This window comes from Micromonospora sp. CPCC 205739 (genome assembly GCF_036906795.1).
Taxonomy (GTDB): Bacteria; Actinomycetota; Actinomycetes; order Mycobacteriales; family Micromonosporaceae; genus Micromonospora.
This window is the reverse complement of record NZ_JBAKHS010000001.1, coordinates 183,484-207,862: the sequence shown is the minus strand read 5'-3', so window position 1 is coordinate 207,862 and position 24,379 is coordinate 183,484. Positions and strand designations below refer to the sequence as shown.

The following is a 24,379-nucleotide window of genomic DNA, read 5'->3' as shown; positions in this document are numbered from 1 at the left end:
CGCTGATCCCGCTCAGGGGAAGCGGAAGAACCGGGGAGGACCTGCCGTGACCCACCGTCGGTCGGACAACCGGCCCGAACCGCCGCTGCGGATCGCGATGGTGGTGCCGCCGTGGCTGTCGGTGCCGCCGCCGGGCTACGGCGGGCTGGAGCAGGTGGTGCACGGGCTGGTGGACGCGCTGGTCGAGCACGGCCACGCGGTGACCCTCTTCGGGGCCGGCCGACACCACGGCACCGCCGCCGATTTCGTCTCCACCGTCGAGGACCTCCAGTACGCCCGGCTCGGTGAGGCACTGCCGGAGCTGGCCCACCTGGCCCGGGTGAACGACCTGGTCACCGCGGCCGACTTCGACCTGATCCACGACCACACCACCATCGGCCCGCTGGTCGCCGGCCGGCGTGCGGTGCCGACCGTGGCCACCGTGCACGGCAACCCGGTCGGGGAGTACGGTGCCGTGCTCGGCGACACCGACCGGGGCGTGGGGCTGGTGGCCATCTCGCACGCGCAGCGCCGGTGGAACCCGAGCCTGCCGTGGCTGGGGACCGTGCACAACGCGATGGACGTGCGGGAGTTCCCGCAGAAGCCGGCCCCCGGGCGGGGCCCGGTCCTCTGGCTGGCCCGGTTCAGCCCGGACAAGGGCCCGGACGTGGCGATCCGCGCCTGCCGGGAGGCCGGCCTGCCGCTGACCCTGGCCGGCAAGTGCAACGAGCCCGCCGAGCAGCGCTACTTCACCGAGGTCGTCCAGCCGCTGCTGGGCGAGGACGTCGACGTGGTGTTCAACGCCGACCGGGCGGAGACCCTGCGGCTGCTGGTGGACGCCCACTGTCTGATCATGCCGATCCGGTGGGAGGAGCCGTTCGGCATGGTGATGCTGGAGGCGATGGCGACCGGTACGCCGGTCGTGGCGCTGCGGCGCGGGGCGGTGCCGGAGCTGGTGGTGGACGGGGTGACCGGGCTGATCCGGGACCGCGCCGAGGAACTGCCGGCGGCGCTGCGCGCGGTGGTCCGGCTCGACCCGGCGGACTGTGTCGCGCACGTGGCGCGGCACTTCTCCACCGACCGGATGGCGCAGGGCTACGAGGCGGTGTACCGGCTGCTGGTCTCCGGCACGACCACCCCGGCCCGGGAGCCGACGCCGATCACCGCCCGCTGACCGGACGCCGCCGGACCCGGGCCGGAGGTCAGACCCGGGTGGTGCCGAGGTCCACGATGGCCGCGTCGAGCCGGCGCGCGTACCTCGGGGTGATGCCGCCCTCGTCCACGCGGCGGGTGACCTTCTCGCGCAGCAGGGCCACCGGTTCGGCCAGGTCGGACCGCCCGTCGGCGGCCGCCCGGGTCAGGTTGCCCAGCACGTTGCGCAGGTCGGTGCCGACGTCGGCGCGCACGTCGCCGCTGCGTACCCCGTCGTCGATCAGCCGGCGCAGCCGCTCGGCGGCCTCGGTGAGCCCACCGGCGCCCTGCCCGCCGTCCGGTGTGGACTTTGGCGGCGACGACGGCGCGTCGGTCGCCGGAGCGGTCGGCTCCCGCGGCGGGAGCGTGGACGGCGCGGCGGGCGGGACCGTCGGCTCGACCGCCGGGGCGCCGGTCCGCCGGGCGTCCGGCGGGGGCGTCGACTCCGGCGTCAGGGTGGGCGCGAGCAGCGCGGCGGCCGTGGTCACCACCACCAGCGCGGCCACCAACGCCAGCGGTCGCCGCCGCGACGGCGGACCGGCCGGGGCGTCGGAGGCGGGCAGCGCGGGCAGGGTCACGGTCGGCGCGCGCACGGTGCTCGCCTGCGGGTCGCCGGGGAGCAGTTGGTCCCGTAGCGCCGCGGCCACCTGGTGCGCGGTGGGCCGGTCCCGCGGATCGCGGGCCAGGCAGCGCAGGCAGGTACGGGCGACCGCCGGCGGCAGCCCCGGCACACCGTCCAGGGTGGGCGGTTCCTCCGCGGCCAACGCCTCGCCGAGCTGCTCCCAGGTGTCCGCCGGGTACGGCACCTGGCCGGTCAGCGTCTCGTAGAGCAGCACCCCGAGGGAGTAGACGTCGGTGGCCGGCTGGGCCGGTGCCCCGTCCAGCCGCTCCGGCGCGACGTACGCGGGGGTGCCGAAGGTGCCGCCGTCCTCGTCCTCGTCCGGGGCGCCGATGTGGGTGGCGATGCCGAAGTCGAGCACCTTCGTGCCGACCCGGGTCATCATCACGTTGGACGGGGTGATGTCCCGGTGCACGATGCCGAGCCGGTGCGCCGCCGCGAGGGCGTCGGCCACCTGGGCGCCCACCTCGACCGCCTCCGCCCAGGGCAGCGGCCCCTCGGTGAGCCGGTGCTCCAGTTCCTCCCCGGTGAGCAGCTCCATCACCACGAACGAGGTGATCGAGCCGTCCGGGGCCAGCGTCTCGCCGTAGTCGTGCACGGCGGTGACGTGCGGATGGACCAGCTGCGCGGCGGAGCGGGCCTCCTCGCGGACCATGTCCCGGAAGCGGGCGTCCGCGGCCAGCGAGGGGGCGAGCACCTTGACGGCCACCACACGGTCGAGCACCTCGTCGCGGGCCCGCCAGATGACCGACATGCCGCCGGCTCCGATCTGGTCGACGAGCCGGTACCGGCGGGCCAGCAACCTGCCGGCGTGCAGCGCTGCCATCGGTGATCGCACCTGCCTGGGGGTGGGGGCGGTATCAGGTTGCGGGAATGTGTCCGCCGTGTCAACGGTCGTCCGATTCAGTGGTCACCCTCCGCCATGGACAATTCGCGGTCCGCCACCGTCAGCCGGCCGGGCCGCGGTGACCAGCGGCTGGGCCCGGCCGGGCGGCGGGCCCGTGCCAGGATGAACCACATGGCGCAGGGTCCGGTGGCGTTCGTGCTCGGCGGCGGGGGAGTGCTCGGCGCGGTCGAGGTGGGCATGCTGCGCGCCCTGTTCCGGGCCCGGATCCGCCCCGACGTGGTGCTCGGCACCTCGATCGGCGCGGTCAACGGCGCGCTGGTCGCCGCCGACCCGTCCGAGGCGGTGACCGACCGGCTGGTCCGGCTCTGGGCCTCGCCAGAGGCGAGCGAGGTGTACGGCGACTCGGTGGCCCGCCAGCTGCGCCGGTTCGCCGCGCGTACCCACCTGCACTCGCCCCGGCCGCTGCGCAAGCTGCTGGAGAAGGAGTTGGGCGCGCAGACCACCTTCGCCGACCTGAAGGTGCCGTTCCGTTGCTGCGCGGCGAACATCGAGCGGGCCGCCGAGCACTGGTTCGACCGGGGCCCGCTGGTGCCCGCCGTGCTCGCCTCGGCCTCCGTGCCGGGGCTGCTGCCGCCGGCCCGGATCGACGACCAGCACTACGTGGACGGCGGGATCGTCAACTCGATCCCGATCGGCGAGGCGGTCGCGGTGGGCGCGCGGCGGATCTTCGTACTCCAGGTGGGTCGGATCGAGCGGGAGCTGACGCCGCCCCGACGGCCCTGGGAGATCGCCCAGGTGGCGTTCGAGATCGCCCGGCGGCACCGGTTCGCCCGGGAGATGGCGGCGCTGCCCGACGGGGTGGAGGTGCACGTGCTGCCGACCGGTGGGCTGGAACCCCGGGACGACAGTCCGTGGGCGTACCGGGACATGGCGGCGGTGGGGCGGCGGATCAGCCGGGCGTACACCGCCTCCCGGTACTACCTGGCCACCCAGCTGGACCGCTGATGCCGCTGCCACCCCGGTGGGTACGTCGGATGCTGCTGGCCCCCGGCGTGGTGCTGCTCGCCGTGGTGACGGTGACCACGGTGCCGGTCTGGGCGCTGCTCGGCCTGGCGCTGTCGCCCTTCGTGCCCGGCCGGCTGCGACCGCTGCGGCTGCTCTGGATCGGCTGCGTCTACCTGGTCTGGGACGCCGCGGCGCTGGCCGCGCTCTTCGCGCTCTGGGTGGCCTCCGGCTTCGGGCTGCGCAAGCGTTCGCCGGCCTTCCAGCGCGCCCACTACGCGCTGGCCGGCCGCTTCCTGCGGGTGCTCTTCTGGCAGGCCCGCTGGACGCTGCGGCTGAGCATCGACGTGGTCGGCACCGACCCGGACACCGCGCTGCCCGGCCGGCCGGAGCTGGTGCTCTGCCGGCACGCCGGGCCGGGTGACTCGTTCATCCTGATCCACGCCCTGGTGAACTGGTTCCGGCGCGAGCCGCGGATCGTGCTCAAGGAGAGCCTCCAGTGGGACCCGGCGATCGACGTGCTGCTCAACCGGCTGCCCAACCGGTTCATCGCGCCCGGCCCGGACGGGCGTGAGTCGATCGTCCGGCAGATCGGCCAGCTCGCCACCGGCCTGGACGACAACGACGCCTTCGTGATCTTCCCGGAGGGCGGCAACTTCACGCCCGGCCGCCGGCTGCGCGCCATCGCCCGGCTCCGCGCGCTGGGACTGGAGCGGATGGCGCTGCGCGCCGAGCGGATGCGGCACGTGCTCGCTCCGCAGCCCGGCGGACTGCTCGCCGCGCTGGACGCCGCCCCGGAGGCCGGGGTGATCTTCGTGGCGCACACCGGGCTGGACCGGATGCTCACCGTGGCCGACGTCTGGCGGGAGCTGCCGATGGACAAGCGGATCGTGATGCGGTTCTGGTCGGTGCCGCCGGAGGAGATCCCGACCGGGCGCCAGGAGCGCATCGACTGGCTCTTCGACTGGTGGGGCCGGATCGACACCTGGATCGCCGCCAACCGCGACGACGTCTGAGCCGGTCGACCACGCAGGCCGGCGCCGCCCGTGCCACGTAGGGTGCGCTGATGGAACAGATCTGCGTGGTCACGACGGTGGTGGACGCGCGCGCGGTCGCGGACGCGCTGGCGGCCGAGACGGTCGCCGGGCGGCTGGCCGCCTGCGCGCAGGTCGGCGGCCAGGTCGACAGCACCTACTGGTGGCGGTCCGGCGTGGAGGCCGGCACCGAGTGGTCGGTGCAGTTCAAGACCGCCCCCGACCGGGTGGTCGCGCTGGTCGACCGGATCCGCGCCGACCACCCGTACGAGGTGCCGGAGATCCTGGTGTCCCGGGTGGAGTGCGGGAACCCGGCGTACGCCGCCTGGGTGCACGACAACACGCGTACCTAGGTACGCGCACTCTGGGCGGGCGGTGACCCGGCCGTGAGGATGAGCGGGTGGAGAACACCGGCTACCCCTGCCCCGGCTGCGGCGCGCCCGCCGATCTCGTCCGCGGCTGCTCCGGCTGCGGCCGCCCGCCGTACCCGCTCGCGGCCGAGGTGATCCGGCTGGACGCGGAGATCCGCACGCTCGGCCGGGAGGTGGAGCGGGCCCGCGAGGCGTACCAGGGCCTGTCCGGCCGGCTGCTCGCGGCGCAGCGGCGGCGGGCGGAGCTGGCGGCCCGGGTCCGGGCCGAGGTGGCCGGGCCGGTGCGGGTGCCGGCCGCCGCGATGCCACCGGCCGCGGCTCGACCCGTGCTGGCGGCGCCGGGACGGCCGGAGACCTCGACGCGGACGGTGCAGGGGCTGCTGTTCGTCCTCGGCGGGCTGCTGCTCGGCACCGCGGCGGTGGTCTTCACCGCCGTCGCCTGGGCCGCCGTGGGGGTCGCCGGGCGGGCGGCGATCCTGGCCGCGTTCACCGTGCTGGCGCTGGCCGCGCCGCTGGTGGCGGCGCGGCGCGGGCTGCGGGGCACCGCGGAGACCTTCGCCGCGGTGGGGCTGCTGCTGGTGGTGCTCGACGGGTACGCCGCCTGGGCGGTGGACCTGTTCGGCGTGGCCGACTGGCCGGGCACCCGGTACGCCGCGCTGGTCGGGGGGGCCAGCGCGGCGATCGCCGCCGGGTACGCCCGGCTGAGCCGGTTGACCGTGCCCTGGTTCGCGGCGCTCGTCGTCGCGCAGCCGGTGCTGCCGCTGGCCGCGGTGCCGGCCCGACCCGACGCCGGCGGATGGACCCTGGTCCTGCTCGGGGTGGCGGTGCTCGACCTCGTGGTGGTGGTCGCGCTGCGCCGTCGGGCCGGGGCGCCGGCCGGGCCGTCCGTGCCCGGCCCGGTGCCGCCAGGTCCCGCCGCCGCTGCGGTGGCGCCGGACGCGGCCACCGGCCGACCGGCGGGGGCCGGGGGGACACCGGCAGTGGTCGGCGGGGGGACGCCGGCCGACCCGTCGGGGGCGCGGATCGGGGGTCCGGCGGCCGGTGGGGGACCGGCCGCCGGGCCGCGCGTCCCGGCCGTGGTGCGGGCCGGGCAGGTGCTCGCCTGGCTCGGCTTCGGCGCCGCGACCGTGCTCGCCGCCGGCTGCGCGCTGGTGCCGCTGGCCTGGGGTCGGGCCGCCGGTCAGCCGGTGCTGGCCGGGGTGCCGATGCTGCTGGTGGGGCTGGTCCTGCTCGGCGCGGCGTGGGCCGCCGGGAGCCGGGTGTTCCGCCAGGTCGCGGCGGCGCTGCTGGTGCCGCTGCTGGCCGCCGCGCTGCTCCGGCCGGTGGCCGAACTGCGCCCCGGGGTGCTGCTGGTCGCGGCCGCCCTGGTGACCGCCGCCCTGGCCGGGGCGGTCCGGGCGGTCCCGCCCCGGCTGCGCTCAGGTCCCCGGGTCGGTGCCCTGGTCGTCGCCGGTGGGCTGGCCCAGGTGGGCGTCCTGGCCACCCTGCTGGTCGCCGGTGGCGCGGTGGCCCGTTCGCTGCCCGCGTGGCAGGGCGCGGCGGCCGGCCCGGCGTTCGGCTGGGGCTGGCAGCTCCCGGTCGCCGTCGCGCTGACCGCCGCCGCGACCGGCCTGCTGCTGCCCCGGGCCGCCCGTCCGGTGACCGCGCTCGCCGGTGTCGCGTTGACCGCCTCCGCCCTGCCGGCGGTGGCCGCCACGCCGTGGCCGGCGGCGCTCGCCGTGGACCTCGCCGTCGGGGTGGGGCTGCTGCTGGCCGTCGTCCACCCGGGTCGCCGCACCCCGACCGTGCTGGTCGGCTCGCTGGCCGGCGCCGCGCTGCTCGGGCACGGTCTGCTGGTGGCGCTGGCCGCCCCGGGCGGCATGCTGGCGGCGCTCGGGGTGCTGCTGCCCGCCGGGCTCGCGGTGGCGGCCCTCGCCCGCCGGGGGACCCCGGCGCAGCACGCCGTCGCCGGGGGCGGGCTCGTGGTGGCGCTGCTCGCCGTGCCGGCGGGGATGGTCGTCGCGCTCCTCGCCGCCGGGTTCCCGCCCTGGTGGCAGCTGCGGGCCGGGTTCGCCGCCGTCGTGCTGCCGCTGGTCGCGCTCGGCCCGGTCCGTCGCCACTGGCCCGACCTCGACGGGTACGCGTCGACCGCGGCGGCCGTGGCGGTCGGCGTGGCCGGCCTGGCGCCGGTGGTCGTACCGGCCGCCGAGCCGGTCACGCTCTACGCCGCGCTCGCCGCGCTGTCGCTGGCGGTCGTCGACCGGGACACCCCGGCGTCGGTCGTCGGCCGGACGATGGCCGCCGTGCTGGCGGTGGTCGCCGCGCTCGGCGCCGCCCCGGTGGCCCTGACGGCGCTGCACTCGCCGTACGACGGGCCGGTCGAGCCCTGGTCGGGCGTACCCGCGACCGCGCCGCTGCCCGGCGGCTGGCCCGCCGGCGCAGCCCTGCTGGTGCTGGCGGCCACCGCCGGGCTGGCCGCCCGGCGGGCCCGGGGCGGCCCGGCCGTCGCGGCCCTGCTGGCGCTGCCCTTCGCCGCCGCCGCGGTGCCGGTGCTGCTGGCGACCGCCGGGGTGCCCTGGCCGGTGGTGCCGGCGGTGGCGCTGCTCACCGGCCTGGCCGCTCTGCTGGCCGCCGCCCTGTCGCCCCCGCGCCCCCTGCTGGGTGCGGTCGCGGTGCCCGTCGGACTGCTCTGGACCCTGGCCGGGCTGACCGGGCTCTCCGCCACCCGGGCCGGCACCCTCGCCGGCCTGGCCCTGCTGGTCGTGGCGGCGGCGGTGGCCGGCGTCGCCGGGCGGCGCGCCGAGGTGCGACTGACCGGCTGCCTGGTGGCGGTCGGCGCGGCGACCGGCCTCGCGGTGACCGCATCCCTGGCCGCCGGGCTGCCGCTGCGCACCGCCGGCTTCGCGGTGCTCGCGGTGGCGGTGGTGGTGCTGTCCGTCGCGCCGCCGCTGGCCCGACGCACGCCGGTCACCGGGCGGGCGGCGGAGGGAGCCGCGCAGGCCGTGGCGCTGGTGGCGCTGCTGCTCACCGCGTCCTCCGCGCGCCACGCGGCGGCGGTCTGCGTGCTCTGGGGCGTGGCGGTGGCGCTGCGGGTGCTGCGTCGGGGCGAGTCCGCCGAGCGGCGGTGGGCCTTCGCGGGCATCGCCGGCGGCAGCGAACTGCTCGGCGCCTGGCTGCTGCTCGCCGCCGGCGGCGTGGTGTTGCTGGAGGCGTACACCCTGCCGGCGGCCGGGCTGGCGCTGGTCGCCGGTGTCGTCGCGCTGCGTAGTCGGCCCGGGTTGACCAGCTGGCCCGCGCTCGGCCCGGGGCTCGCCGCCGGGCTGCTGCCCGGCCTGGTGTCGGTGCTGGTCGCCCCCGAACCTCAGCCCTGGCGACGGCTGCTGCTCGGGGTTGCGGCGCTGGGCGTGGTGCTCGCCGGGGCCACCCGGCGCTGGCAGGCGCCGGTGGTGCTCGGGGGCACGACGTTGGCCCTGCTGGCCCTGCACGAGCTGGTCCGGGGCTGGGACCTGCTGCCCCGGTGGATCTTCCTGGCGGTCGGCGGGTTCGCGTTGATCGCCCTCGCCGCCACGTACGAGCGGCGTCGGCGGGACCTGACCCGGCTGCGCGCGGCAGTCGGCCGGATGGGCTGAGGTAGGGGCAACACCACCTCGAATCGGGGTGTTGCCATGATTACGCCGCGCAACCATTGCCGCGACAATTGAGGTGGGTCCGCCAACGGGTGCGGCCCGGACCGAGGACAGGGGAGCGGAGATGGCGCGTTCAGCGGTGGCGGACCAACCGGTACGACGCGGCAGTGACTACGCGGTGTTGTCCCGACGGATCAACGAGGCCGGCCTGCTGGAACGCCGTCCCGGCCGGTACGCGGCGCGGATCGCGCTGACCGCCGGCTTCTTCCTGGCGGGCTGGGCCGCGGTGGTGGCGGTCGGGGACTCGTGGGCGCAGCTGCTGATGGCGGTGGGCATGGCGGTCGCCACCACCCAGGTGGCCTTCCTCGGCCACGACGCCGGGCACCGGCAGATGTTCCGCCGTCGCGGCCCGAGCGAGCTGGCCGGCCTGCTCGCCGGCAACCTGTCGGTCGGGCTCAGCTACGGCTGGTGGGTCGACAAGCACAACCGGCACCACGCCAACCCCAACCACACCGACGAGGACCCGGACGTCGGCGGCGGCGCGCTGGTCTGGACGTACGAGCAGGCCGCGGCGACCCCGCCCTACCTGCGCTGGCTGGCGCGGCGGCAGGCCTGGCTGTTCTTCCCGATGCTGCTGCTGGAGGGCTTCCACCTGCACGTGGCCAGCATCCGGGCGCTGGTCGCTCGGTCGGACGGCGGCTGGTCCACGCCGATGCGGCACCGGGGCGTGGAGGGGTTGCTGCTCGTCGCGCACACCGTCGGCTACCTGGGGCTGATCTTCGCGGTGATGTCGCCGGCGAAGGCGCTCGCCTTCATCGTCATCCACCAGGGCCTCTGGGGTCTCTACATGGGCTGCGCGTTCGCCCCGAACCACAAGGGCATGCCGATGCCGACGGAGGACGACGACCTGGACTACCTGCGCAAGCAGGTGCTCACCTCGCGCAACGTGCGGGGCGGGCGGGTCGTCGACGTCGCGCTGGGCGGGCTCAACTACCAGATCGAGCACCACCTGTTCCCGAACATGCCCCGGGGCAACCTGCGGCGGGCGCAGCCGATCGTGCGGGCGTACTGCGCCGAGCGCGACGTGCCGTACGCCGAGACCGGGCTGGTGGAGTCGTACCGGCAGGCGCTGGCGCACCTGCACGAGGTGGGCCGGCCGCTGCGCGGCTGACCCCACGTACGCGCGACGGGGCGGCACCGGTTGCGGTGCCGCCCCGTCGCGCGTCGGGGTGCGGGGCGGTCAGCCGCCGAACGCCTTGATCAGCTCAGCCGGAGCCTCCTGGGTCTGGCTGGCCGGCGGCTTCTGCGGGGCGACGGCCGCGCCGAAGTCCGTGTAGGTGGTCTTCAGCTTGCCCGCCGCCGGGGACAGCACGGTGGTGTCGACGACCAGCTCGATCAGCCGGCCCTGGTCGTCGGTCTTCGCGGTGAACGGCACCGCCTTGGCCTTGGCGCCGAGCGCCTTGATGCCCTTGTCGTCCGGCTTGGCCTTGCTGTAGTCCAGAGTGCCGGCGAAGGCGTGGTCGCCGGTCTTCTCGACCTCGGTGACCCCCTTGATCATCTGCCGGGCGCCGCCCGGGTCGCCGTCCGGCATCAGGTTCATCTGGCCGCTGGCGCCGAGCTTGGTGGCGTCCATGTGCAGCCACTTCTTCGGCGCGCCGGCCATCCCGCTGATCTTCATCCAGGCGTCGTCGCCGAGGGTGATCATCCGGACCTTGCCCTGGCTGCCCATGTCGAGGGTCATGTCCATCGCCTTGGTGCGGGGGTCCATCAGGCCGCCGCCGTTGAGCACCGACGACGAGATGGTGGCCCGGACGCTGTCCTCGTTGAGCTTGAGCGCCGCGGCGGTCAGCTCGTCGAGCGGTGCGGCGGTCGCGCTGCTGCTCGGGCCGACGCTCGCGGCGCTTCCGTTGGCGGCTGGAGCGTCCGCTCCGGTCTGGTTGCCGCACCCGGTCAGCAGACCCAGCGCGGCGACGAGCGCGACCCCCGTGGTCGCCAGCCGTCGAGTGTTCATTGTGGATTTCTCCTCGTGAAGGGGTGGGCCGGCGCGGCGCGTGCCGCCCGCACCGGCCGGGCCGTCGGTCAGCGTAGCGGGCGGGAGCGACAGTCGGGCGTCGATGTCTGCTCGCCGTAGCCGTCGGTGACCCGCCGGACACACCGGGTCCGGGAGGCCTGCCGGGCTACGGCGCGTCCGGCCGGCCCGTCCCGGTCCCGGTAGGGTCGGGCCATGACAGACCTGCTCACCGCCGAGGCGGTGCGAGAGAAGCTGGGCGGGCTGGCGGACTGGTCGGGCGACCCGACTCAGATCAGCCGCTCGGTCGAGCTGGGCAGTTTTCCGGCGGCCATCGCAGTGGTCGACCGGGTGGCGGAGGTGGCCGAGCGACTCGACCACCACCCCGACATCGACATCCGGTGGCGGACCGTGACCTTCCGCTGCGTCACCCACTCGGCCGGTGGCGTCACCGACCGGGACGTGGAGCTGGCGCGCCAGATCGACGACATCGTCCGGAGCGCCCGATGAGATTCGAGATCAGCAAGGTGCTGGACGCCATCGAGGGGCGGGTCTGCACGGACCCGTCGCTGGCCCGGGCGGTCCTCGACCTCGCCGAGGTGATCCGCTACCAGGACCTCGACGGCGGCCGGCCGGCCAGCCTGCTGCGGCTGGGCATGGTGATCGACGCCCTGTCCCGCGAGTTGGAGGAGGACAGCGTCCCGGTCTACGCCGTGGTGCACCGGGCGTTGCTCTCCGACGCCGACCTCACCTCCAACGAGCGGATGGTGGTCCGCCGCTGGGCCGACGACGGCCTGGTCGAGGTGCTGGACAATCCGGGCGACCGGATGCTGGAGGTGGCCGACCTGCTCGGCCTGCCGGTGCTCACCCGGGTCCGCTTCGACGGCCTGCGCGGCCGGTTCCCGTGGCTGGTGGAGCAGCCGGGGCGGGTGCTAGCGCCGGTGCCGGGCGCCGGTGGCCCGGTCTTCGTCGCCCACGTCGGCGGCGCGCCGACCCCGGTCGAGGGGGACCGCTCGCCGGTCGGGGCGAAGCTGCTGGCCCGGCAGTGGCGCTGCCCGGAGCCGGGCTGCGCGCTCTTCGGCGGCGGCGGGGGCGGCGGGGCGTTCGCCGACCTGGCCCGGGTCGAGCGCGCGCCGGCCGGCCAGCCGCCGCCGTCGCTGCGCAACGGGGTGCCGACCTGCCCCCGGCACGGCACCCGGCTCGGCGACGCCGGGCCGCGCCCCCGCAGCGAGGTGCTGGCGGTCCGGATCGGCGGGCTGGTCCGGCGGCGGTTCGTGCTCACCGAGGAGCAGCCGGTGCTGGTCGGGCGGGCGCCCGACGCCAACGGCGGGATCGTGCTCGGCCAGTGGCTCAACGACGAGGCCCGGCGCTGGATCAGCCGCAGCCACATCCGGCTGGAGCTGCGGGTCGGCGAGGTGATCGTGACCGACGTGAGCACCAACGGCTCCGGCATCCGCCCGAACGGCTCGATGACCGAGGCGGAGCGCATCCCGCTCGCGCCGAACCAGTCCCGGGTGCTCGGCGGCGCCGACATGGTGGAGCTCTACCCGGGCGTCCAGGTCGGCCGCGCCAAGGAACTGCCCACCGGCGCCCCGTTCACCCCGACCTCGGTGATGGCCGAGGCGCCCACCATGGCCATGCGCCTGCCCCGCGCCTGAGCACCGCAGAGACGACGGCGGGCGCCGGGACCGTGGTCCCGACGCCCGCCTGTCGCGTACGAGGTGTCAGCCGGCCAGCACGGCGGCGAGCTGGGCCACCGCGTGGTCGATCTCGTCCTCGGTGATCACCAGCGGCGGGGCCAGCCGGATGGTGGAGCCGTGGGTGTCCTTGGCCAGGACGCCCCGCTCCATCAGCCGCTCGCAGGCCTGGCGGCCGCTCATCAGCGCCGGGTCGATGTCCACCCCGGCCCAGAGGCCCCGGACCCGGACGGCGACCAGACCCTTGCCGAGCAGCCCCTCCAGGCCGGCGCGCAGCCGCGCGCCCAGCTCGGCGGAGCGGCGCTGGAACTCGCCGGTGGCCAGCAGCCGGACCACCTCGGTGGCGACCGCGCAGGCCAGCGGGTTGCCGCCGAAGGTCGAGCCGTGCTGGCCCGGCTTCAGCACGCCCAGCACGTCGGCGTTCGCGGCGACCGCGGAGACCGGCACGATGCCGCCGCCGAGCGCCTTGCCCAGCAGGTACATGTCCGGCACGACGCCCTCGTGGTCGCAGGCGAAGGTGTGCCCGGTCCGGCCCAGGCCGGACTGGATCTCGTCGGCGATGAAGAGCACGTTGCGCTCGGTGCAGACCCGGCGCACGCCCGGCAGGTAGCCCTCCGGCGGCACCACGACGCCCTGCTCGCCCTGGATCGGCTCCAGCAGCACGGCGACGGTGTTCTCGTCGATCGCGGCGGCCAGCGCGTCCAGGTCACCGTAGGGGACGACCGTGAAGCCCGGGGTGTACGGCCCGAAGTCGGCGCGCGCGTCCTCGTCGGTGGAGAAGCTGACGATGGTGGTCGTCCGGCCGTGGAAGTTGCCCTCGGCGACCACAATGTTGGCCTGGCCGGGGGTGACGCCCTTGACCTGGTAACCCCACTTGCGGGCGACCTTGACGCCGGTCTCGACCGCCTCGGCGCCGGTGTTCATCGGCAGGACCAGGTCCTTGCCGCACAGCTCGGCCAGCTCCCGGCAGAAGTCGGCGAACTGGTCGTGGATGAACGCGCGGCTGGTGAGCGTCAGCTTGTCGAGCTGCTCGTGCGCGGCCCGGATCAGCGTCGGGTGCCGGTGGCCGAAGTTCAGGGCCGAGTAGCCGGCGAGGCAGTCCAGGTAGCGACGGCCGTCCACGTCGGTGAGCCAGGCGCCCTCGGCGGAGGAGATCACCACCGGCAGCGGGTGGTAGTTGTGCGCGGTGTGCTTCTCCGCGTCCCGTACCGCGGCCGGAGTCCGCAGCATGTCCTCGATCACTTGCTCGCCTTTCCCTGACGGAGTCGCAACGTGCAGCACTTCGGTCCGCCGCCGGCCTTGCGCAGCTCGGACAGGTCGATACCGATGGTCTCGTAGCCCCGGTCGCGCAGCTTCGCGGCCAGGTCGGTGGCCTGCGCCGGCAGCACCACGTGCCGACCGTCGCTGACCGCGTTCAGCCCCAGCACCTCGGCGTCGGCCATGGTGGCGTGCACCGCGTCCGGGAAGAGCCGGCGCAGCACCGCCTGGCTGCCGGGGGAGAACGCCTCCGGAAGGTACGCCACGGTCCGCTCGTCGAGCACGGTCAGGGCGGTGTCCAGGTGGTAGAAGCGCGGGTCGACCAGCTGCATCGTGATCACCGGGTAGCCGAAGACCTCCTGCAGCTGCGCGTGCGAGGCGTGCGCGGTGCGGAAGCCGGTGCCGGCGAGCAGGTAGTCGCCGACCAGCAGGACGTCACCCTCGCCCTCGTTGACGTGCTTCGGGTCGTACATCTCGAAGCCGGCGGCCTCGAACCAGGCGCGGTAGGCGGGGGCCTCGTCGGCGCGCTGCGGGTCGCGGAACTGCACCGCCATGGCCTTGTCGTCGATCACCGTGCCGCCGTTGGCCGCGAAGACCATGTCCGGCAGACCGGCGACCGGGTCGATCAGCTCGACGGAGTGGCCCAGGTCGAGATAGGTCTGGCGCAGCTGCTCCCACTGCCGGATGGCGAGGTCGGCGTCGACCGGCGCGGTCGGGTCCATCCACGGGTTGATGGCGTAGTCGACGGCGAAGTACGTCGGCCGGCACATCAGAAAGCGCTGGCTGATGGCGTCCATCGTCATGTCCTGCTCCTGGGGGTCGGGCGCGCCCGGCCACCTCGGCCGACGGGCTGGCGCCGTTCGTCAACGGTATGCGGGACCGGCCGACGACATCCACCGCCGAGAGTTGCGTACGCCGACTAATCGTTGCGTCTAGCGCCCAACGGGCGGTGATGTGTTGCGTTCACGCTCGTTCCGGCGAAACGACGCCGGGGCCGCCACCCCCCCCGTGACGGGAGGTGACGGCCCCGGATGCGCTTCGGGGGCGGCGAACCGCCGCCCCCGAAAGGATGCGTGCCCGGCTGGTGAACCACCAAGCTGGTCGGGCGTCGCCGGCGCACCACCGGCGAGCGGGAAAGTGCCCGTCAGAGGCGGTCGACAAACTGTGAGTCGAGCCACTCCCGGAACCGGGCCACCCAGTCGCCGTCGGTGGTCGGCCAGTCGAACTGGCCGGTCATCGCGACCACGCCGAGCACCACGGCGGCCAGGCCGACCAGGATGCCGATCAGCGCGTCGGTCTTGCCGGCGACGTGCCGCCGCCGGGTCGCCATCAGGCCGAGGACGGAGAGCACCGCGCCGGCCGCGCCGACCGCGATGCCGTACCCGGCCAGGGTGCCGGTGAGCACGAACAGGGCGCCGACCACCGAGACGATCAGACCCAGGGTGGCCAGCAGGCTGGCCCGCGGCTTCGGGCCGGCGACCACCGGGGTCTCCCGCCGGGCCTCGTCCCGGTCCGCGGTCGCGTCGCGGTCGTGGTTCAGGTCGACCGTCCGCTCCGCGGTGGGGTCCGCCAGGGGCGCGGCCGCGCGGGTGTCCCGGTCCGCGCCGGTCAGCCGATCCGGGGTACGGCGGGGCTCGTCGTCGACCGGGGCGACCCGGCCGGACGGTCCGCCCGGCGATATCGGGCGGGCGGTGGCGGCGCGGGCCAGCGCGGCGCGCTCGGCGGCCCGGCGCTCCGCGTCGGCGTTGCGCTCGCCGTCGCTGGCCAGCGCGCTGCTGCGGTACGTCGTCTGCTCGGCGTCCCGGTCGGTGACGACCGGCGGGTCGGCCGGGCGGTCGGTGCCGGTCCGGTCGCGTCCGTCGACGCGGCCGTCACCGTTCTGGTCGGTCGTGGGCGCCGGCTCGGTCCGGCGCGACAGCGAAGGAATCTTCATCTCGAACACCTCCTGATGGATGCGTGGAGGCCTCGGAAGCGCCGGTGGACTGCCACGCGTATCACCCCTGTGGTACCCAGCCGCCCGATCCGCCACACCCGGGCTACCGTTGCCGGCGTGCCAGAGGGACACACCATCCACCGCCTGGCGGCCCGGCACGCCGAGCTGTTCGCCGGCGACAAGGTGACCGCCGCCAGCCCGCAGGGCCGCTTCGCCGAGGGCGCCGCCCGGCTCTCCGGCACCGTCCTCGACGGCACCGAGGCGTACGGCAAGCACTTGCTGCACCACTACGCCGGTGAGCTGACCCTGCACGTGCACCTGGGCCTGTACGGCAAGTTCAGCGACGGGCCGGGGGAGCCGCCGCCCCCGGTCGGGCAGGTCCGGTTGCGGCTCGCCAGCGACTGGCACTGGCTCGACCTGCGCGGTCCCACCGCCTGCGAGCTGCTCACCCCGCCCGAGGTGGCGGCGCTGCGCGAGCGGCTCGGCCCCGACCCGCTGCGCACCGACGCCGACCCGGGACGGGCGTACCAGCGGATCCGGCGCAGTCCCACCCCGCTCGCCGCGCTGCTGCTGGACCAGTCGGTGGTGGCCGGCACCGGGCTGATCTTCGTCACCGAGGCGCTGTTCCGGGCGGGGCTGCCGCCGACGCTGCCCGGTCGGGAGCTGACCCCGGCCGGCTGGGACGCGCTCTGGGCCGACCTGGTCGCGCTGATGACGCTGGCCGTCGCGCGCGGCCGGATCGACACCGTCCGCGACGCGCACCTGCCGGAGGCGATGGGTCGCCCGGCCCGCGTCGACCGGCACGGCGGCGAGGTGTACGTCTACCGCCGCCCCGGCGACCCCTGCCACGTCTGCGCCACGCCGGTCAGCCGGGGCGCGCTGGCCGGGCGCAACCTCTACTGGTGCGCCACCTGCCAGGCCGGCTGACCCCGTTCAACCGCCGTCGACCAGCCAGCGGACCGACTCGACCTGGTTCGGGAAGACGACCTCCCCGTCGGTGCTCCAGGCCAGCGTCTGCGCGATCGCCCAGCCCCGGACCCGTTCCCGGTCCAGCCCCAGCGCACCGGTGACCCGGTCCAGCCGCCGCCGTACCGCCGCGGGCGAGTGACCCAGCTCCGGGCCGCGCACGATCGGCACCGCCCCGAACTCGCGCTCGCCGACCAGCGGCTTCGGGTCGATCACCAGCCACGGCTCGCGGGTCGCGCGCAGCACGTTGCCGGCGTGCAGGTCCTGGTTCACCAGCACCTGTTCGCCCTGGTCGTCGACGAGGTCGGCGAGCCGGCCGAGCGCGGCGTCGAGCAGCCGCCGCTCGTACGGCCGGCCGGCCCGCTCCCAGTTCCCCGGCAGCCGCTCCCGCCAGCCGGCGGCCTCCTCGGCGAGCGTGGTGAACGGCGCGCCGGCCGGCCGCCACAGCCGGGGCAGCAGCCCGACGACCACGTCCAGCGCCTCGTCGGGTGGCAGCCGGTGCACCGGTGAGCCGGGTCGGCACCGCTCGATCAGCAGCGCCCGGCGCTGCGGGTCGTGCCCGAGCAGGCGTACCGCCCCGTCGCCGGCCCAGTGCGCGAGCGCGTCGGCCTCGTGGCGGCTGTCCGGTTCCGGGTACTGGAGCTTCAGCACCGCCGGGGTGCCGTCGGGCAGCGTGGCGGGCATCGCCAGCGAGGCGAACGCGTACCGGAAGGGCGGCCCGAGCCGCAGCGACCAGCGCGCGGCGCACTCGTCGCGCCACCGGGGGAGCGTCGCCAGCCAGTCCGGGCCGGTCGGCCTCCGCCGCACCCATGACAGTCCCTCCGGGATCTCCATCCGGCCATCCTCGACCGACCCGGCTCGCCGCGCAGCACCGTTTCCGCACGGGTCCCCGCGCCGTGGCGGGTCAGCGGGCCAGCGCGTCGACGGCCTTGCGGGCGGCGATCAGCACCGGGTCCCACACCGGCGCGTACGGCGGGGCGTAGCCGAGGTCCAGCGCGGTCATGTCGTCCACGGTCATGCCGTTCCAGAGCGCCACGGCCAGCGCGTCGATCCGCTTGGCCGCCTCGGAGCGGCCGACGATCTGGGCGCCGAGCAGCCGCCCGGTGGGACGCTCGGCGATCAGCTTGACGGTCATCGGGCGGGCCCCGGGGTAGTAGCCGGCCCGGCTGGTCGACTCGGCCTTGACCGTGATGAATTCGAAGCCGGCCGCCGAGGCTTCCCGCTCCCGCAGCCCGGTCCGCCCCACCTCCAGGTCGCAGACCTTGGTCACGGCGGTGCCGATGACGCCGGGGAAGGTGGCGTACCCGCCGCCGATGTTGATCCCGACGACCCGGCCCTGCTTGTTGGCGTGCGTACCGAGCGGGACGTGCACCGACATCCCGCTGACCCGGTGCAGGGTCTCCACGCAGTCGCCGGCCGCCCACACGTCCGGGATTCCGGGCACCCGCATCCGCCGGTCCACCTGGACCCCGCCGGTGGTGCCCAGTGGCAGGCCGGCGGCGCCGGCGAGCGCGGTGTTGGGGCGTACCCCCAGACCCAGGACCACGAGGTCGGCCGGGAGCGAGCCGTCGCCGGTGACCACCGCCGCGACCCGGCCGTCGCGTTCCTCGACCCCGGTCACCTCGACGCCGGTGCGGATCTCGATGCCGAGGCCGCGCATCGCCGTGGCGACCAGGGTGGCCATGTCCGGGTCGACGGTGGACATCGGCTGCTCGCCCTGCTCCACCAGGGTGACCGAGAGTCCCCGCTGGACCATCGCCTCGGCCATCTCCACCCCGATGTAGCCGCCGCCGACCACCACCGCCCGGCGTGGCTTCGGCTCGCTCTCCAGCCAGTCGCGCACCGCCGCGCCGTCGTCCAGGGTCTGCACGCCGAAGACGCCGGCCACGTCGTCGCGGGCCCAGGCGGGCTTCGTCGGCACCGCGCCGGTGGCGTACACCAGGGTGTCGAACCGCTCGCGCAGCTCGCCGCCGCGTTCCAGGTCGCGGGCGACGACCTCGCGGCGGTCCAGGTCGATGCCGGTGACCTCGGTGCGGATCCGCACGTCGATCTGGTGCTCCTCGCGGAACGTGGCGGGGGACCGGACGATCAGCTCGTCCCGTTCCGCGACCGTCCCGCTGATCCAGTACGGGATGCCGCACGCCGAGTACGAGGTGAAGTGCCCCCGCTCGAACGCGACGATCTCCAGGTCGTCCGCACCCCGGCGGCGGCGGGCCTGGGAGGCCGCCGCCATGCCCGCGCCGTCCCCGCCGATGACGATCAGCCGTTGTGCCACGGTGACCAGTCTCCCACGCGGGGGATCAACCGCGGGTCTGTCGCGCGACGTCCGCCACCACGTCCGCCAACCGACCGGTCCGGGCGAAGACGGCCCGCTGCCGGGCGGCGCCGCTGCCGTGCCGGCGCAGCCCGGCCAGCAGGTCGGTCACCTCGGCCAGGTCACCGTGACTCTCCAGGGCCGGGCGCACCCGGTCGACCAGGGCGTCGAGCAGCGCCCAGGCCGGCCGCAGCTCGCCGTTGGTGAGGTCGACGCCCTCGCCCTCCAGCCCGTCGTGGGCGGCCCGCCAGTGCGCGGCGACCAGCAGGTGGTGATCGGTGTTGACCGGCGGCCGGCCTTCGGCGATATCCGTCTTCGCGGTCGCCACCATGGCCCGGACCATGGCCGCGACCAGCACCGCGTCGTCCACCGACGGGCAGACGTCGCCGATGCGGATCTCCACCGTCGGGTACTTCGCCGACAGCCGGGCGTACCAGTAGAGCATCCCCTCGTCGAGCATCACGCCGCTGGCGATGAGCTGCCGGATCAGCCGCTGGTAGTGCTCGTGCGACTCCAGGAACGGGGTGGGTGCGACCGACGGCCAGTGCTCCCACTCGACCGAGCGCCAGCTGGCGTAGCCGGTGTCCTCGCCCCGGGCGAAGGGGGAGTTGGTGGTCACCGCCTGCAGCACGGGCAGCCAGGGCCGGACGTGGTTGAGCACCTGGACGCCGGTCTCCGGATCGGGGACACCGACGTGCACGTGCATGCCGTTGTTGCCGGGGCCCGGCACCAGCAGCCGGAACCGCTCGATCATCTGGTCGAAGCGCGGCTTGTCGACCACCGGCGGGACCGGGCCCTCGACCGGGCCGGTGCCGATGGCGAGCAGCCGTACGCCGGCGCGTTCGGCGGCGTCGGCGAGCGCGGCCCGCAGCACGCCGAGGGAGTGGCGGATCGAGCGCAGTTCCAGCCCGGGCGGGCTGCCGATCTCGATCTGGCTGGTCTGGAACTCCCGCTCCACCTGGCCGCGCAGCTCGGCCGGCACCTGCTCCATCACCAGGTCGACGGCGGGCACCGCGGCGCCGGTGTGCGGGTCGACGAGCAGGAACTCCTCCTCGACACCCACCGTGAGCAGATCGGTGCCGCTCGGGGCCGTCGGGGGCACCTCCGCCACCTGGCTGGTCATCGCCACCACCGTTCCTTCGCGCCGGTCGCGGTCCGTCCGCGCCGGTCGGGCTCTGGTTACCCACAGTGGCGGCGATGGAAAACGCCGCACCGGCGCGTCGCGGCGCGTGTCGCCGATCCCGCCGGTGCGGTGGACGACGGACCCTAGGCTGGTCTGCGTGCCGGGTCTGCTGGTGGCGGTGACGGGTCTGTGGGCGTACGCGCTCACCGAGCTGACGCTGCTCGGCCAGCGTCCGGCCGAGCTCCTCGCCGGCGCGGCGGTGGTGGCCGCGCTGCTGCTCGCGGCGCTGCTGGCGGCGCGGCCCCGCCGGGTGGACGGGCCGGCCCGGGGTGGCCGGCGGGCGGTGGGGCTGCGGGAACGGGCCCGCCGCCGGCGGGTGCCCCGCCAGGTCGACCCGGACGCGGCCGGCCGCCCGCGTCCCCGGGCGCCGGGGCGGCGTCCCTCGGCCGGGTGGCGCCCGGTCGCGGGCTGAGCCCGCGCGCCGTCGCCCGGCCGATTCCGTCGTCATCCGTCCCGCCGGACACCGCGGGACATCCGGAATCGGACCGAGGGGTCACTCCATGCTCGCCTTCTCACCCGTGCACGACGCGGTGGGTGCCGCCGGCGCCGCCGTCACCTGGCTCTCCGACGCGCTCGCGCCGCTGACCGGCGGGGCCGCCACCGCCGCCGCCATCGTCCTGTTCACCATCGCCGTCCGGCTGCTGATCTCGCCGCTCACCCTGGCCCAGGTCCGCGGCGAGCGGCGCCGCACCGCGCTCGCCCCCGAGGTCCGCGAGCTCCAGCAGCGGTACGCCGACGACCCGGCCCGGTTGCAGTCCGAGCTGTTCGGGCTCTACCGGCGGGCCGGCGCCAGCCCGGTCGCCGGCTGTCTGCCGGCCCTGCTCCAGGCCCCGTTCTTCCTGGTCATGTACCGACTCTTCGCCACCGGCGAGGGCGGCCCCGGGCTGCTCGACGAGCGGCTGGCCGGGGTGCCGCTGGGCTGGCACCTGGGCGACGGCCTCTCCGGCCCGGTGGTGCTGGTCTTCGGCGCGCTGCTGGCAGTGCTGACCGGCCTGGCCTGGTTCTCGTCCCGTCGGGCGAAGCGCGCCGCGGCGGCGACCGGCACGGTGGCCGGTACGCCGATCGAGGGGCCGGGCGCGGCCACGCTGGGCCGGCTGATCCCGCTGCTGCCGTACGTGACCGTGCTGGTGGCGCTGGTGGTACCGCTGGCGGCGGTGCTGTACCTGGTCACCACCACGGCGTGGACCGCGCTGGAGCAGGTGGTGCTGCGCCGGCCGCAGCCGCAAGCCATCGACAAGCGTTGACATGTGTCCAGTGGGCGGCGTACAAATCGCTCAGAGAGCGCTCTCTCGACCCGTCCCCGCAGAGAGGCACCCCGATGAACCCTGTCCCGGCGGCCCCCGCCGCCCCCCTGCGCCGTCGGTCCCGCCGACGGCTCCCCCTGGCCGTCGCGCTCGCCGTCACCACCACCGCACTGGCCGGCGTGACGGTGACCGCGCACGCCGCCGTCCCACCGCCCCCGGCCGGCTGGAACCTGGTGTGGAGCGACGACTTCACCGGCGGCGCCGGCACCCTGCCGTCGGCCGCCAACTGGATCATCGACACCGGCACCAGCTACCCGGGCGGCCCGCCCAACTGGGGCACCGGCGAGATCCAGACGTACACCGCCAGCGCCACCAACCTCGCCCACGACGGCGCCGGCAACCTGCGGATCACGCCGGTCCGGGACGCCGCCGGCCGGTGGACCTCGGCCCGGATCGAGACCGTCCGCACCGACTTCAAGCCGCCCGCCGGGGGAGTGCTCGCCATCGAGGGGCGGATCCAGATGCCCAACGTCACCGGGGCCCAGGCCGCCGGGTACTGGCCGGCGTTCTGGGCGCTCGGCTCGCCGTACCGGGGCAACTACCAGAACTGGCCGGGCATCGGCGAGTTCGACGTGATGGAGAACGTCAACGGGCTGAACCAGGTCTGGGGCGTGCTGCACTGCGGGTACGCCCCGGGCGGCCCGTGCAACGAGTTCAGCGGGCTGGGCAACTCGCGGCCCTGCCCCGGCAGCACCTGCCAGTCCGCCTTCCACACCTACCGGTTCGAGTGGGACGCCTCGGTCAGCCCCCAGCAACTGCGCTGGTACGTCGACGGGCAGCTCTACCACACCGTCGGGCAGCAGCAGGTCGGCGAGCCGTACTGGACCCAGATGACCAACCACGCGGGCTACTTCCTGCTGCTCAACGTCGCGATGGGCGGCTCGTTCCCGAACGGGGTGGCCGGCTACACCACCCCGACCGCCTCGACCGTCTCCGGCCGCTCGATGCTGGTCGACTACGTGGCGGTCTACCGCCGGGGGACGTCGACGCCGCCGCCGACCACTCCGCCACCGTCGGGTGGCGTGGACGCGTACGGGACGATCCAGGCCGAGGCGTTCACCGGGCAGAACGGGGTGATCGTCGAGGCGTGCGTCGAGGGCGGGCAGAACATCGGCGCGCTGCGCAACGGTGACTGGGTCCGCTACGACAACGTCGACTTCGGGGCGACCCCGCCGCGCGACTTCGTCGCCCGGGTGGCCTCCGGCGCGGCCGGCGGGGTGAGCGGCCTGGTCGAGGTGCGCCTGGACAGCCCGACCAGCGCGCCGATCGGCAGCTTCGCCATCGCCAACACCGGCGGCTGGCAGAGCTGGCGCTCGGTACCCGGCAACGTCGCCGGCACCGTGACCGGGCGGCGCACCGTCTACCTGACCTTCAGCAGCGGCCAGCCCGCCGACTTCGTCAATGTCAACTGGTTCACCTTCCGGCGCTGACGCCACCGGGGCCCGCGTCGCGGACGCGGGCCCCGATCGGTGGTGCGGCCACTCTGGACAGAATCAGTTAACAGTCTTAATAATAAGCGCGCACGTCGACATCCATGGATCAATGGCAGTCCGGAGGGTCGCATGACGCGTTCCAGAACCCTGCTCCTTTCCCTGGTCGCCGCGCTGGCCGCGACCCTCGGCGCGGTCTGGGTCGCGCTGCCCGCGTACGCGGCCGGGGCGACCGCCGGCTTCACCAGGACCGCCGACTGGGGCAGCGGCTGGGAGGGGAAGTACACGATCACCAACGGCGGCTCCAGCACCATCTCCGCCTGGACGGTCTCCTTCGACCTGCCCGCCGGGACCACCGTCGGCACCTACTGGGACGCGCTGCTCACCAGCTCCGGCCAGCGGTACACCTTCACCAACCGGTCCTGGAACGGCACCGTCGCCCCGGGCGCCTCGGTGTCGTTCGGCTTCCTCGCCGCCGGGTCCGGGACCCCGACCAACTGCCTGCTCAACGGGGCGCCCTGCGGCACCACCCCGCCGAGCCCGACGCCGACCACCCCGACGCCGTCTCCCACCACCCCGCCGCCGACCACCCCACCGCCGACCACTCCACCGCCCACCGGCGGGCTGCCGAAGCACCTGCTCACCGGCTACTGGCACAACTTCGACAACCCGGCGGTCGAGCTGCGACTGCGTGACGTCCCCACCGAGTACGACATCGTCGCGGTCGCCTTCGGCGAGGCCACCGCCACGCCCGGCGCGGTCGCGTTCGCCGTCGACCCCGGCCTGTCGGCCGCGCTGGGCGGCTACACCGACGCGCAGTTCAGCGCCGACGTGCAGACCCTGCGCTCGCGCGGCCAGAAGGTGATCCTCTCCGTCGGCGGCGAGACCGGCCGGGTCGCGGTCAACGACGCCGCCTCGGCCGCCGCCTTCGCCGACACCGTCCACGCCCTCATCGGCCGGTACGGCTTCGACGGGGTCGACATCGACCTGGAGAACGGGCTCAACCCGACGTACATGGCCCAGGCGCTGCGCGCCCTGCGGGCCAAGGTCGGCGCCGGCCTGATCATCGCGATGGCCCCGCAGACCATCGACATGCAGTCGCCCACCACCGGCTACTTCAAGCTGGCGCTGGACATCCGGGACATCCTCACCGTGGTGAACACCCAGTTCTACAACTCCGGGGCGATGCTCGGCTGCGACCAGAACGCCGCGTACTCGCAGGGCACGGTGAACTTCATCGTCGCGCTGGCCTGCATCCAGCTGGAGGCGGGCCTGCGTCCCGACCAGGTCGGCCTGGGCCTGCCCGCCGGGCCGGGCGCCGCCGGCGGCGGCATCGTCGCGCCGAGCGTGGTCAACGCGGCCCTGGACTGCCTGGCCCGGGGCACCAACTGCGGCAGCTTCCGGCCGCCGCGCACCTACCCGGGCATCCGGGGCGCGATGACCTGGTCGGTGAACTGGGACGTCAGCAACGGCAACGGCTTCGCCCGCACCGTCAAGCCGCACCTCGCCACCCTGCCCTGACCCGCGCGGCCGGCCCGCCGCGCGCGGGCCGGCCCCTCCCGCGCCACCGACCCGCCCGCGCGGGCCGGCGATCCCGCCCACCCCCCGGGCGGACCCCCACCACAGGTCCCTGGAGGCC

Annotated in this window: 21 protein-coding genes; 13 read left to right on the top strand and 8 right to left on the bottom strand. The window is 75.3% G+C overall.

The features are described from left to right. Positions 1 to 46: 46 nt before the first annotated feature. Positions 47 to 1,153, top strand: coding sequence for a glycosyltransferase family 4 protein (locus tag V6U88_RS00965; RefSeq protein ID WP_442934547.1), 1,107 nt, complete (start codon positions 47 to 49; stop codon positions 1,151 to 1,153). A 28-nt stretch (positions 1,154 to 1,181) separates the two neighbouring features. Here the strand turns inward: V6U88_RS00965 and V6U88_RS00960 are convergent, their stop codons facing one another. After that, positions 1,182 to 2,615 carry a serine/threonine-protein kinase gene (locus tag V6U88_RS00960; protein WP_334449052.1) on the bottom strand — a complete coding sequence of 478 codons (1,434 nt, stop codon included), beginning with the start codon at positions 2,613 to 2,615 and terminating at the stop codon, positions 1,182 to 1,184. A 192-nt stretch (positions 2,616 to 2,807) separates the two neighbouring features. Here V6U88_RS00960 and V6U88_RS00955 point away from each other — a divergent pair, with 192 nt between their 5' ends. The 5 genes from V6U88_RS00955 (at position 2,808) to V6U88_RS00935 (ending at position 9,819) form a co-directional block, all read left to right on the top strand. Continuing rightward, positions 2,808 to 3,641, top strand: coding sequence for a patatin-like phospholipase family protein (locus tag V6U88_RS00955; protein ID WP_334449050.1), 834 nt, complete (start codon positions 2,808 to 2,810; stop codon positions 3,639 to 3,641). Further along, the gene (locus tag V6U88_RS00950) at positions 3,641 to 4,654 is read left to right on the top strand and encodes a 1-acyl-sn-glycerol-3-phosphate acyltransferase (RefSeq protein WP_334449048.1); all 1,014 of its coding nucleotides are present in this window, start codon (positions 3,641 to 3,643) and stop codon (positions 4,652 to 4,654) included. Before V6U88_RS00955 ends, V6U88_RS00950 begins: the two co-directional genes overlap by 1 nt. 50 nt (positions 4,655 to 4,704) lie before the next feature. Further along, positions 4,705 to 5,025, top strand: coding sequence for a divalent-cation tolerance protein CutA (gene cutA, locus V6U88_RS00945; protein WP_334449047.1), 321 nt, complete (start codon positions 4,705 to 4,707; stop codon positions 5,023 to 5,025). Positions 5,026 to 5,072: 47 nt separating this feature from the next. After that, positions 5,073 to 8,651, top strand: a complete 3,579-nt coding sequence (locus tag V6U88_RS00940; RefSeq protein WP_334449046.1) for an SCO7613 C-terminal domain-containing membrane protein — start codon at positions 5,073 to 5,075, stop codon at positions 8,649 to 8,651. A 121-nt stretch (positions 8,652 to 8,772) separates the two neighbouring features. Then, complete coding sequence (locus tag V6U88_RS00935) at positions 8,773 to 9,819, top strand: fatty acid desaturase family protein (RefSeq protein ID WP_334449044.1); 1,047 nt, start codon at positions 8,773 to 8,775, stop codon at positions 9,817 to 9,819. A 69-nt stretch (positions 9,820 to 9,888) separates the two neighbouring features. Here the strand turns inward: V6U88_RS00935 and V6U88_RS00930 are convergent, their stop codons facing one another. Continuing rightward, positions 9,889 to 10,659, bottom strand: coding sequence for a hypothetical protein (locus tag V6U88_RS00930; protein ID WP_334449042.1), 771 nt, complete (start codon positions 10,657 to 10,659; stop codon positions 9,889 to 9,891). Between the two features lie 213 nt (positions 10,660 to 10,872). Here V6U88_RS00930 and V6U88_RS00925 point away from each other — a divergent pair, with 213 nt between their 5' ends. After that, the gene (locus V6U88_RS00925) at positions 10,873 to 11,166 is read left to right on the top strand and encodes a 4a-hydroxytetrahydrobiopterin dehydratase (protein ID WP_334449040.1); all 294 of its coding nucleotides are present in this window, start codon (positions 10,873 to 10,875) and stop codon (positions 11,164 to 11,166) included. Beyond that, positions 11,163 to 12,314 carry an FHA domain-containing protein gene (locus tag V6U88_RS00920; protein ID WP_334449038.1) on the top strand — a complete coding sequence of 384 codons (1,152 nt, stop codon included), beginning with the start codon at positions 11,163 to 11,165 and terminating at the stop codon, positions 12,312 to 12,314. The genes V6U88_RS00925 and V6U88_RS00920 overlap by 4 nt, the downstream gene beginning before the upstream one ends. Before the next feature lie 66 nt (positions 12,315 to 12,380). On the opposite strand, the gene rocD is transcribed toward V6U88_RS00920, so the two are convergent. From rocD to V6U88_RS00905, 3 genes are all read right to left on the bottom strand, one after another. Next, positions 12,381 to 13,595 carry an ornithine--oxo-acid transaminase gene (gene rocD, locus V6U88_RS00915; protein WP_334449036.1) on the bottom strand — a complete coding sequence of 405 codons (1,215 nt, stop codon included), beginning with the start codon at positions 13,593 to 13,595 and terminating at the stop codon, positions 12,381 to 12,383. Then, positions 13,592 to 14,407 (bottom strand): dimethylargininase, encoded by an 816-nt coding sequence (gene ddaH / locus V6U88_RS00910; RefSeq protein WP_179805910.1) that lies wholly within the window; start codon positions 14,405 to 14,407, stop codon positions 13,592 to 13,594. The genes rocD and ddaH overlap by 4 nt, the downstream gene beginning before the upstream one ends. Before the next feature lie 347 nt (positions 14,408 to 14,754). After that, on the bottom strand, positions 14,755 to 15,543 hold the full coding sequence (locus V6U88_RS00905) for a DUF4190 domain-containing protein (RefSeq protein ID WP_334449035.1): 789 nt from the start codon (positions 15,541 to 15,543) through the stop codon (positions 14,755 to 14,757). A gap of 117 nt (positions 15,544 to 15,660) precedes the next feature. Between V6U88_RS00905 and V6U88_RS00900 the strand changes: the two genes are divergently transcribed. Further along, positions 15,661 to 16,470, top strand: a complete 810-nt coding sequence (locus tag V6U88_RS00900; protein ID WP_334449033.1) for an Fpg/Nei family DNA glycosylase — start codon at positions 15,661 to 15,663, stop codon at positions 16,468 to 16,470. 6 nt (positions 16,471 to 16,476) lie between these two features. On the opposite strand, the gene V6U88_RS00895 is transcribed toward V6U88_RS00900, so the two are convergent. The 3 genes from V6U88_RS00895 to V6U88_RS00885 form a co-directional block, all read right to left on the bottom strand. Then, on the bottom strand, positions 16,477 to 17,343 hold the full coding sequence (locus V6U88_RS00895) for an aminoglycoside phosphotransferase family protein (protein WP_334449031.1): 867 nt from the start codon (positions 17,341 to 17,343) through the stop codon (positions 16,477 to 16,479). Between the two features lie 70 nt (positions 17,344 to 17,413). Then, entirely contained in the window at positions 17,414 to 18,784 is a 1,371-nt protein-coding gene (locus tag V6U88_RS00890) for an FAD-dependent oxidoreductase (protein WP_334449029.1), read from the bottom strand. A gap of 25 nt (positions 18,785 to 18,809) precedes the next feature. Next, positions 18,810 to 19,946 (bottom strand): carboxylate-amine ligase, encoded by a 1,137-nt coding sequence (locus V6U88_RS00885; RefSeq protein WP_334449852.1) that lies wholly within the window; start codon positions 19,944 to 19,946, stop codon positions 18,810 to 18,812. Positions 19,947 to 20,103: 157 nt separating this feature from the next. Between V6U88_RS00885 and V6U88_RS00880 the strand changes: the two genes are divergently transcribed. The 4 genes from V6U88_RS00880 to V6U88_RS00865 all read left to right on the top strand — a co-directional run bounded on the left by V6U88_RS00880 (position 20,104) and on the right by V6U88_RS00865 (position 24,261). Further along, positions 20,104 to 20,418: a DUF6412 domain-containing protein gene (locus V6U88_RS00880; RefSeq protein WP_334449027.1), complete on the top strand. Its 315-nt coding sequence runs from the start codon at positions 20,104 to 20,106 to the stop codon at positions 20,416 to 20,418. 88 nt (positions 20,419 to 20,506) lie between these two features. Continuing rightward, positions 20,507 to 21,250 carry a YidC/Oxa1 family membrane protein insertase gene (locus tag V6U88_RS00875; RefSeq protein WP_334449026.1) on the top strand — a complete coding sequence of 248 codons (744 nt, stop codon included), beginning with the start codon at positions 20,507 to 20,509 and terminating at the stop codon, positions 21,248 to 21,250. Positions 21,251 to 21,324: 74 nt separating this feature from the next. Further along, on the top strand, positions 21,325 to 22,740 hold the full coding sequence (locus tag V6U88_RS00870; RefSeq protein WP_334449024.1) for a carbohydrate-binding protein: 1,416 nt from the start codon (positions 21,325 to 21,327) through the stop codon (positions 22,738 to 22,740). Positions 22,741 to 22,872: 132 nt separating this feature from the next. Beyond that, a complete protein-coding gene (locus V6U88_RS00865; protein ID WP_334449023.1) occupies positions 22,873 to 24,261 on the top strand; it encodes a chitinase in 1,389 nt (462 codons plus the stop codon). The last annotated feature ends 118 nt before the right edge of the window (positions 24,262 to 24,379 follow it).

What these genes read in the sequence shown, in the direction of transcription:
- V6U88_RS00950 (WP_334449048.1), top strand. Translation starts at nt 3,641, where the DNA reads ATGCCGCTGCCACCCCGGTGGGTACGTCGGATGCTGCTGGCCCCCGGC.
- V6U88_RS00870 (WP_334449024.1), top strand. Translation starts at nt 21,325, where the DNA reads ATGAACCCTGTCCCGGCGGCCCCCGCCGCCCCCCTGCGCCGTCGGTCC.
- V6U88_RS00865 (WP_334449023.1), top strand. Translation starts at nt 22,873, where the DNA reads ATGACGCGTTCCAGAACCCTGCTCCTTTCCCTGGTCGCCGCGCTGGCC.
- V6U88_RS00920 (WP_334449038.1), top strand. Translation starts at nt 11,163, where the DNA reads ATGAGATTCGAGATCAGCAAGGTGCTGGACGCCATCGAGGGGCGGGTC.
- V6U88_RS00930 (WP_334449042.1), bottom strand. Translation starts at nt 10,659, where the DNA reads ATGAACACTCGACGGCTGGCGACCACGGGGGTCGCGCTCGTCGCCGCG.
- cutA (WP_334449047.1), top strand. Translation starts at nt 4,705, where the DNA reads ATGGAACAGATCTGCGTGGTCACGACGGTGGTGGACGCGCGCGCGGTC.
- V6U88_RS00955 (WP_334449050.1), top strand. Translation starts at nt 2,808, where the DNA reads ATGGCGCAGGGTCCGGTGGCGTTCGTGCTCGGCGGCGGGGGAGTGCTC.
- V6U88_RS00875 (WP_334449026.1), top strand. Translation starts at nt 20,507, where the DNA reads ATGCTCGCCTTCTCACCCGTGCACGACGCGGTGGGTGCCGCCGGCGCC.
- V6U88_RS00935 (WP_334449044.1), top strand. Translation starts at nt 8,773, where the DNA reads ATGGCGCGTTCAGCGGTGGCGGACCAACCGGTACGACGCGGCAGTGAC.
- V6U88_RS00885 (WP_334449852.1), bottom strand. Translation starts at nt 19,946, where the DNA reads ATGACCAGCCAGGTGGCGGAGGTGCCCCCGACGGCCCCGAGCGGCACC.
- V6U88_RS00925 (WP_334449040.1), top strand. Translation starts at nt 10,873, where the DNA reads ATGACAGACCTGCTCACCGCCGAGGCGGTGCGAGAGAAGCTGGGCGGG.
- V6U88_RS00895 (WP_334449031.1), bottom strand. Translation starts at nt 17,343, where the DNA reads ATGGAGATCCCGGAGGGACTGTCATGGGTGCGGCGGAGGCCGACCGGC.
- ddaH (WP_179805910.1), bottom strand. Translation starts at nt 14,407, where the DNA reads ATGGACGCCATCAGCCAGCGCTTTCTGATGTGCCGGCCGACGTACTTC.
- V6U88_RS00960 (WP_334449052.1), bottom strand. Translation starts at nt 2,615, where the DNA reads ATGGCAGCGCTGCACGCCGGCAGGTTGCTGGCCCGCCGGTACCGGCTC.
- V6U88_RS00905 (WP_334449035.1), bottom strand. Translation starts at nt 15,543, where the DNA reads ATGAAGATTCCTTCGCTGTCGCGCCGGACCGAGCCGGCGCCCACGACC.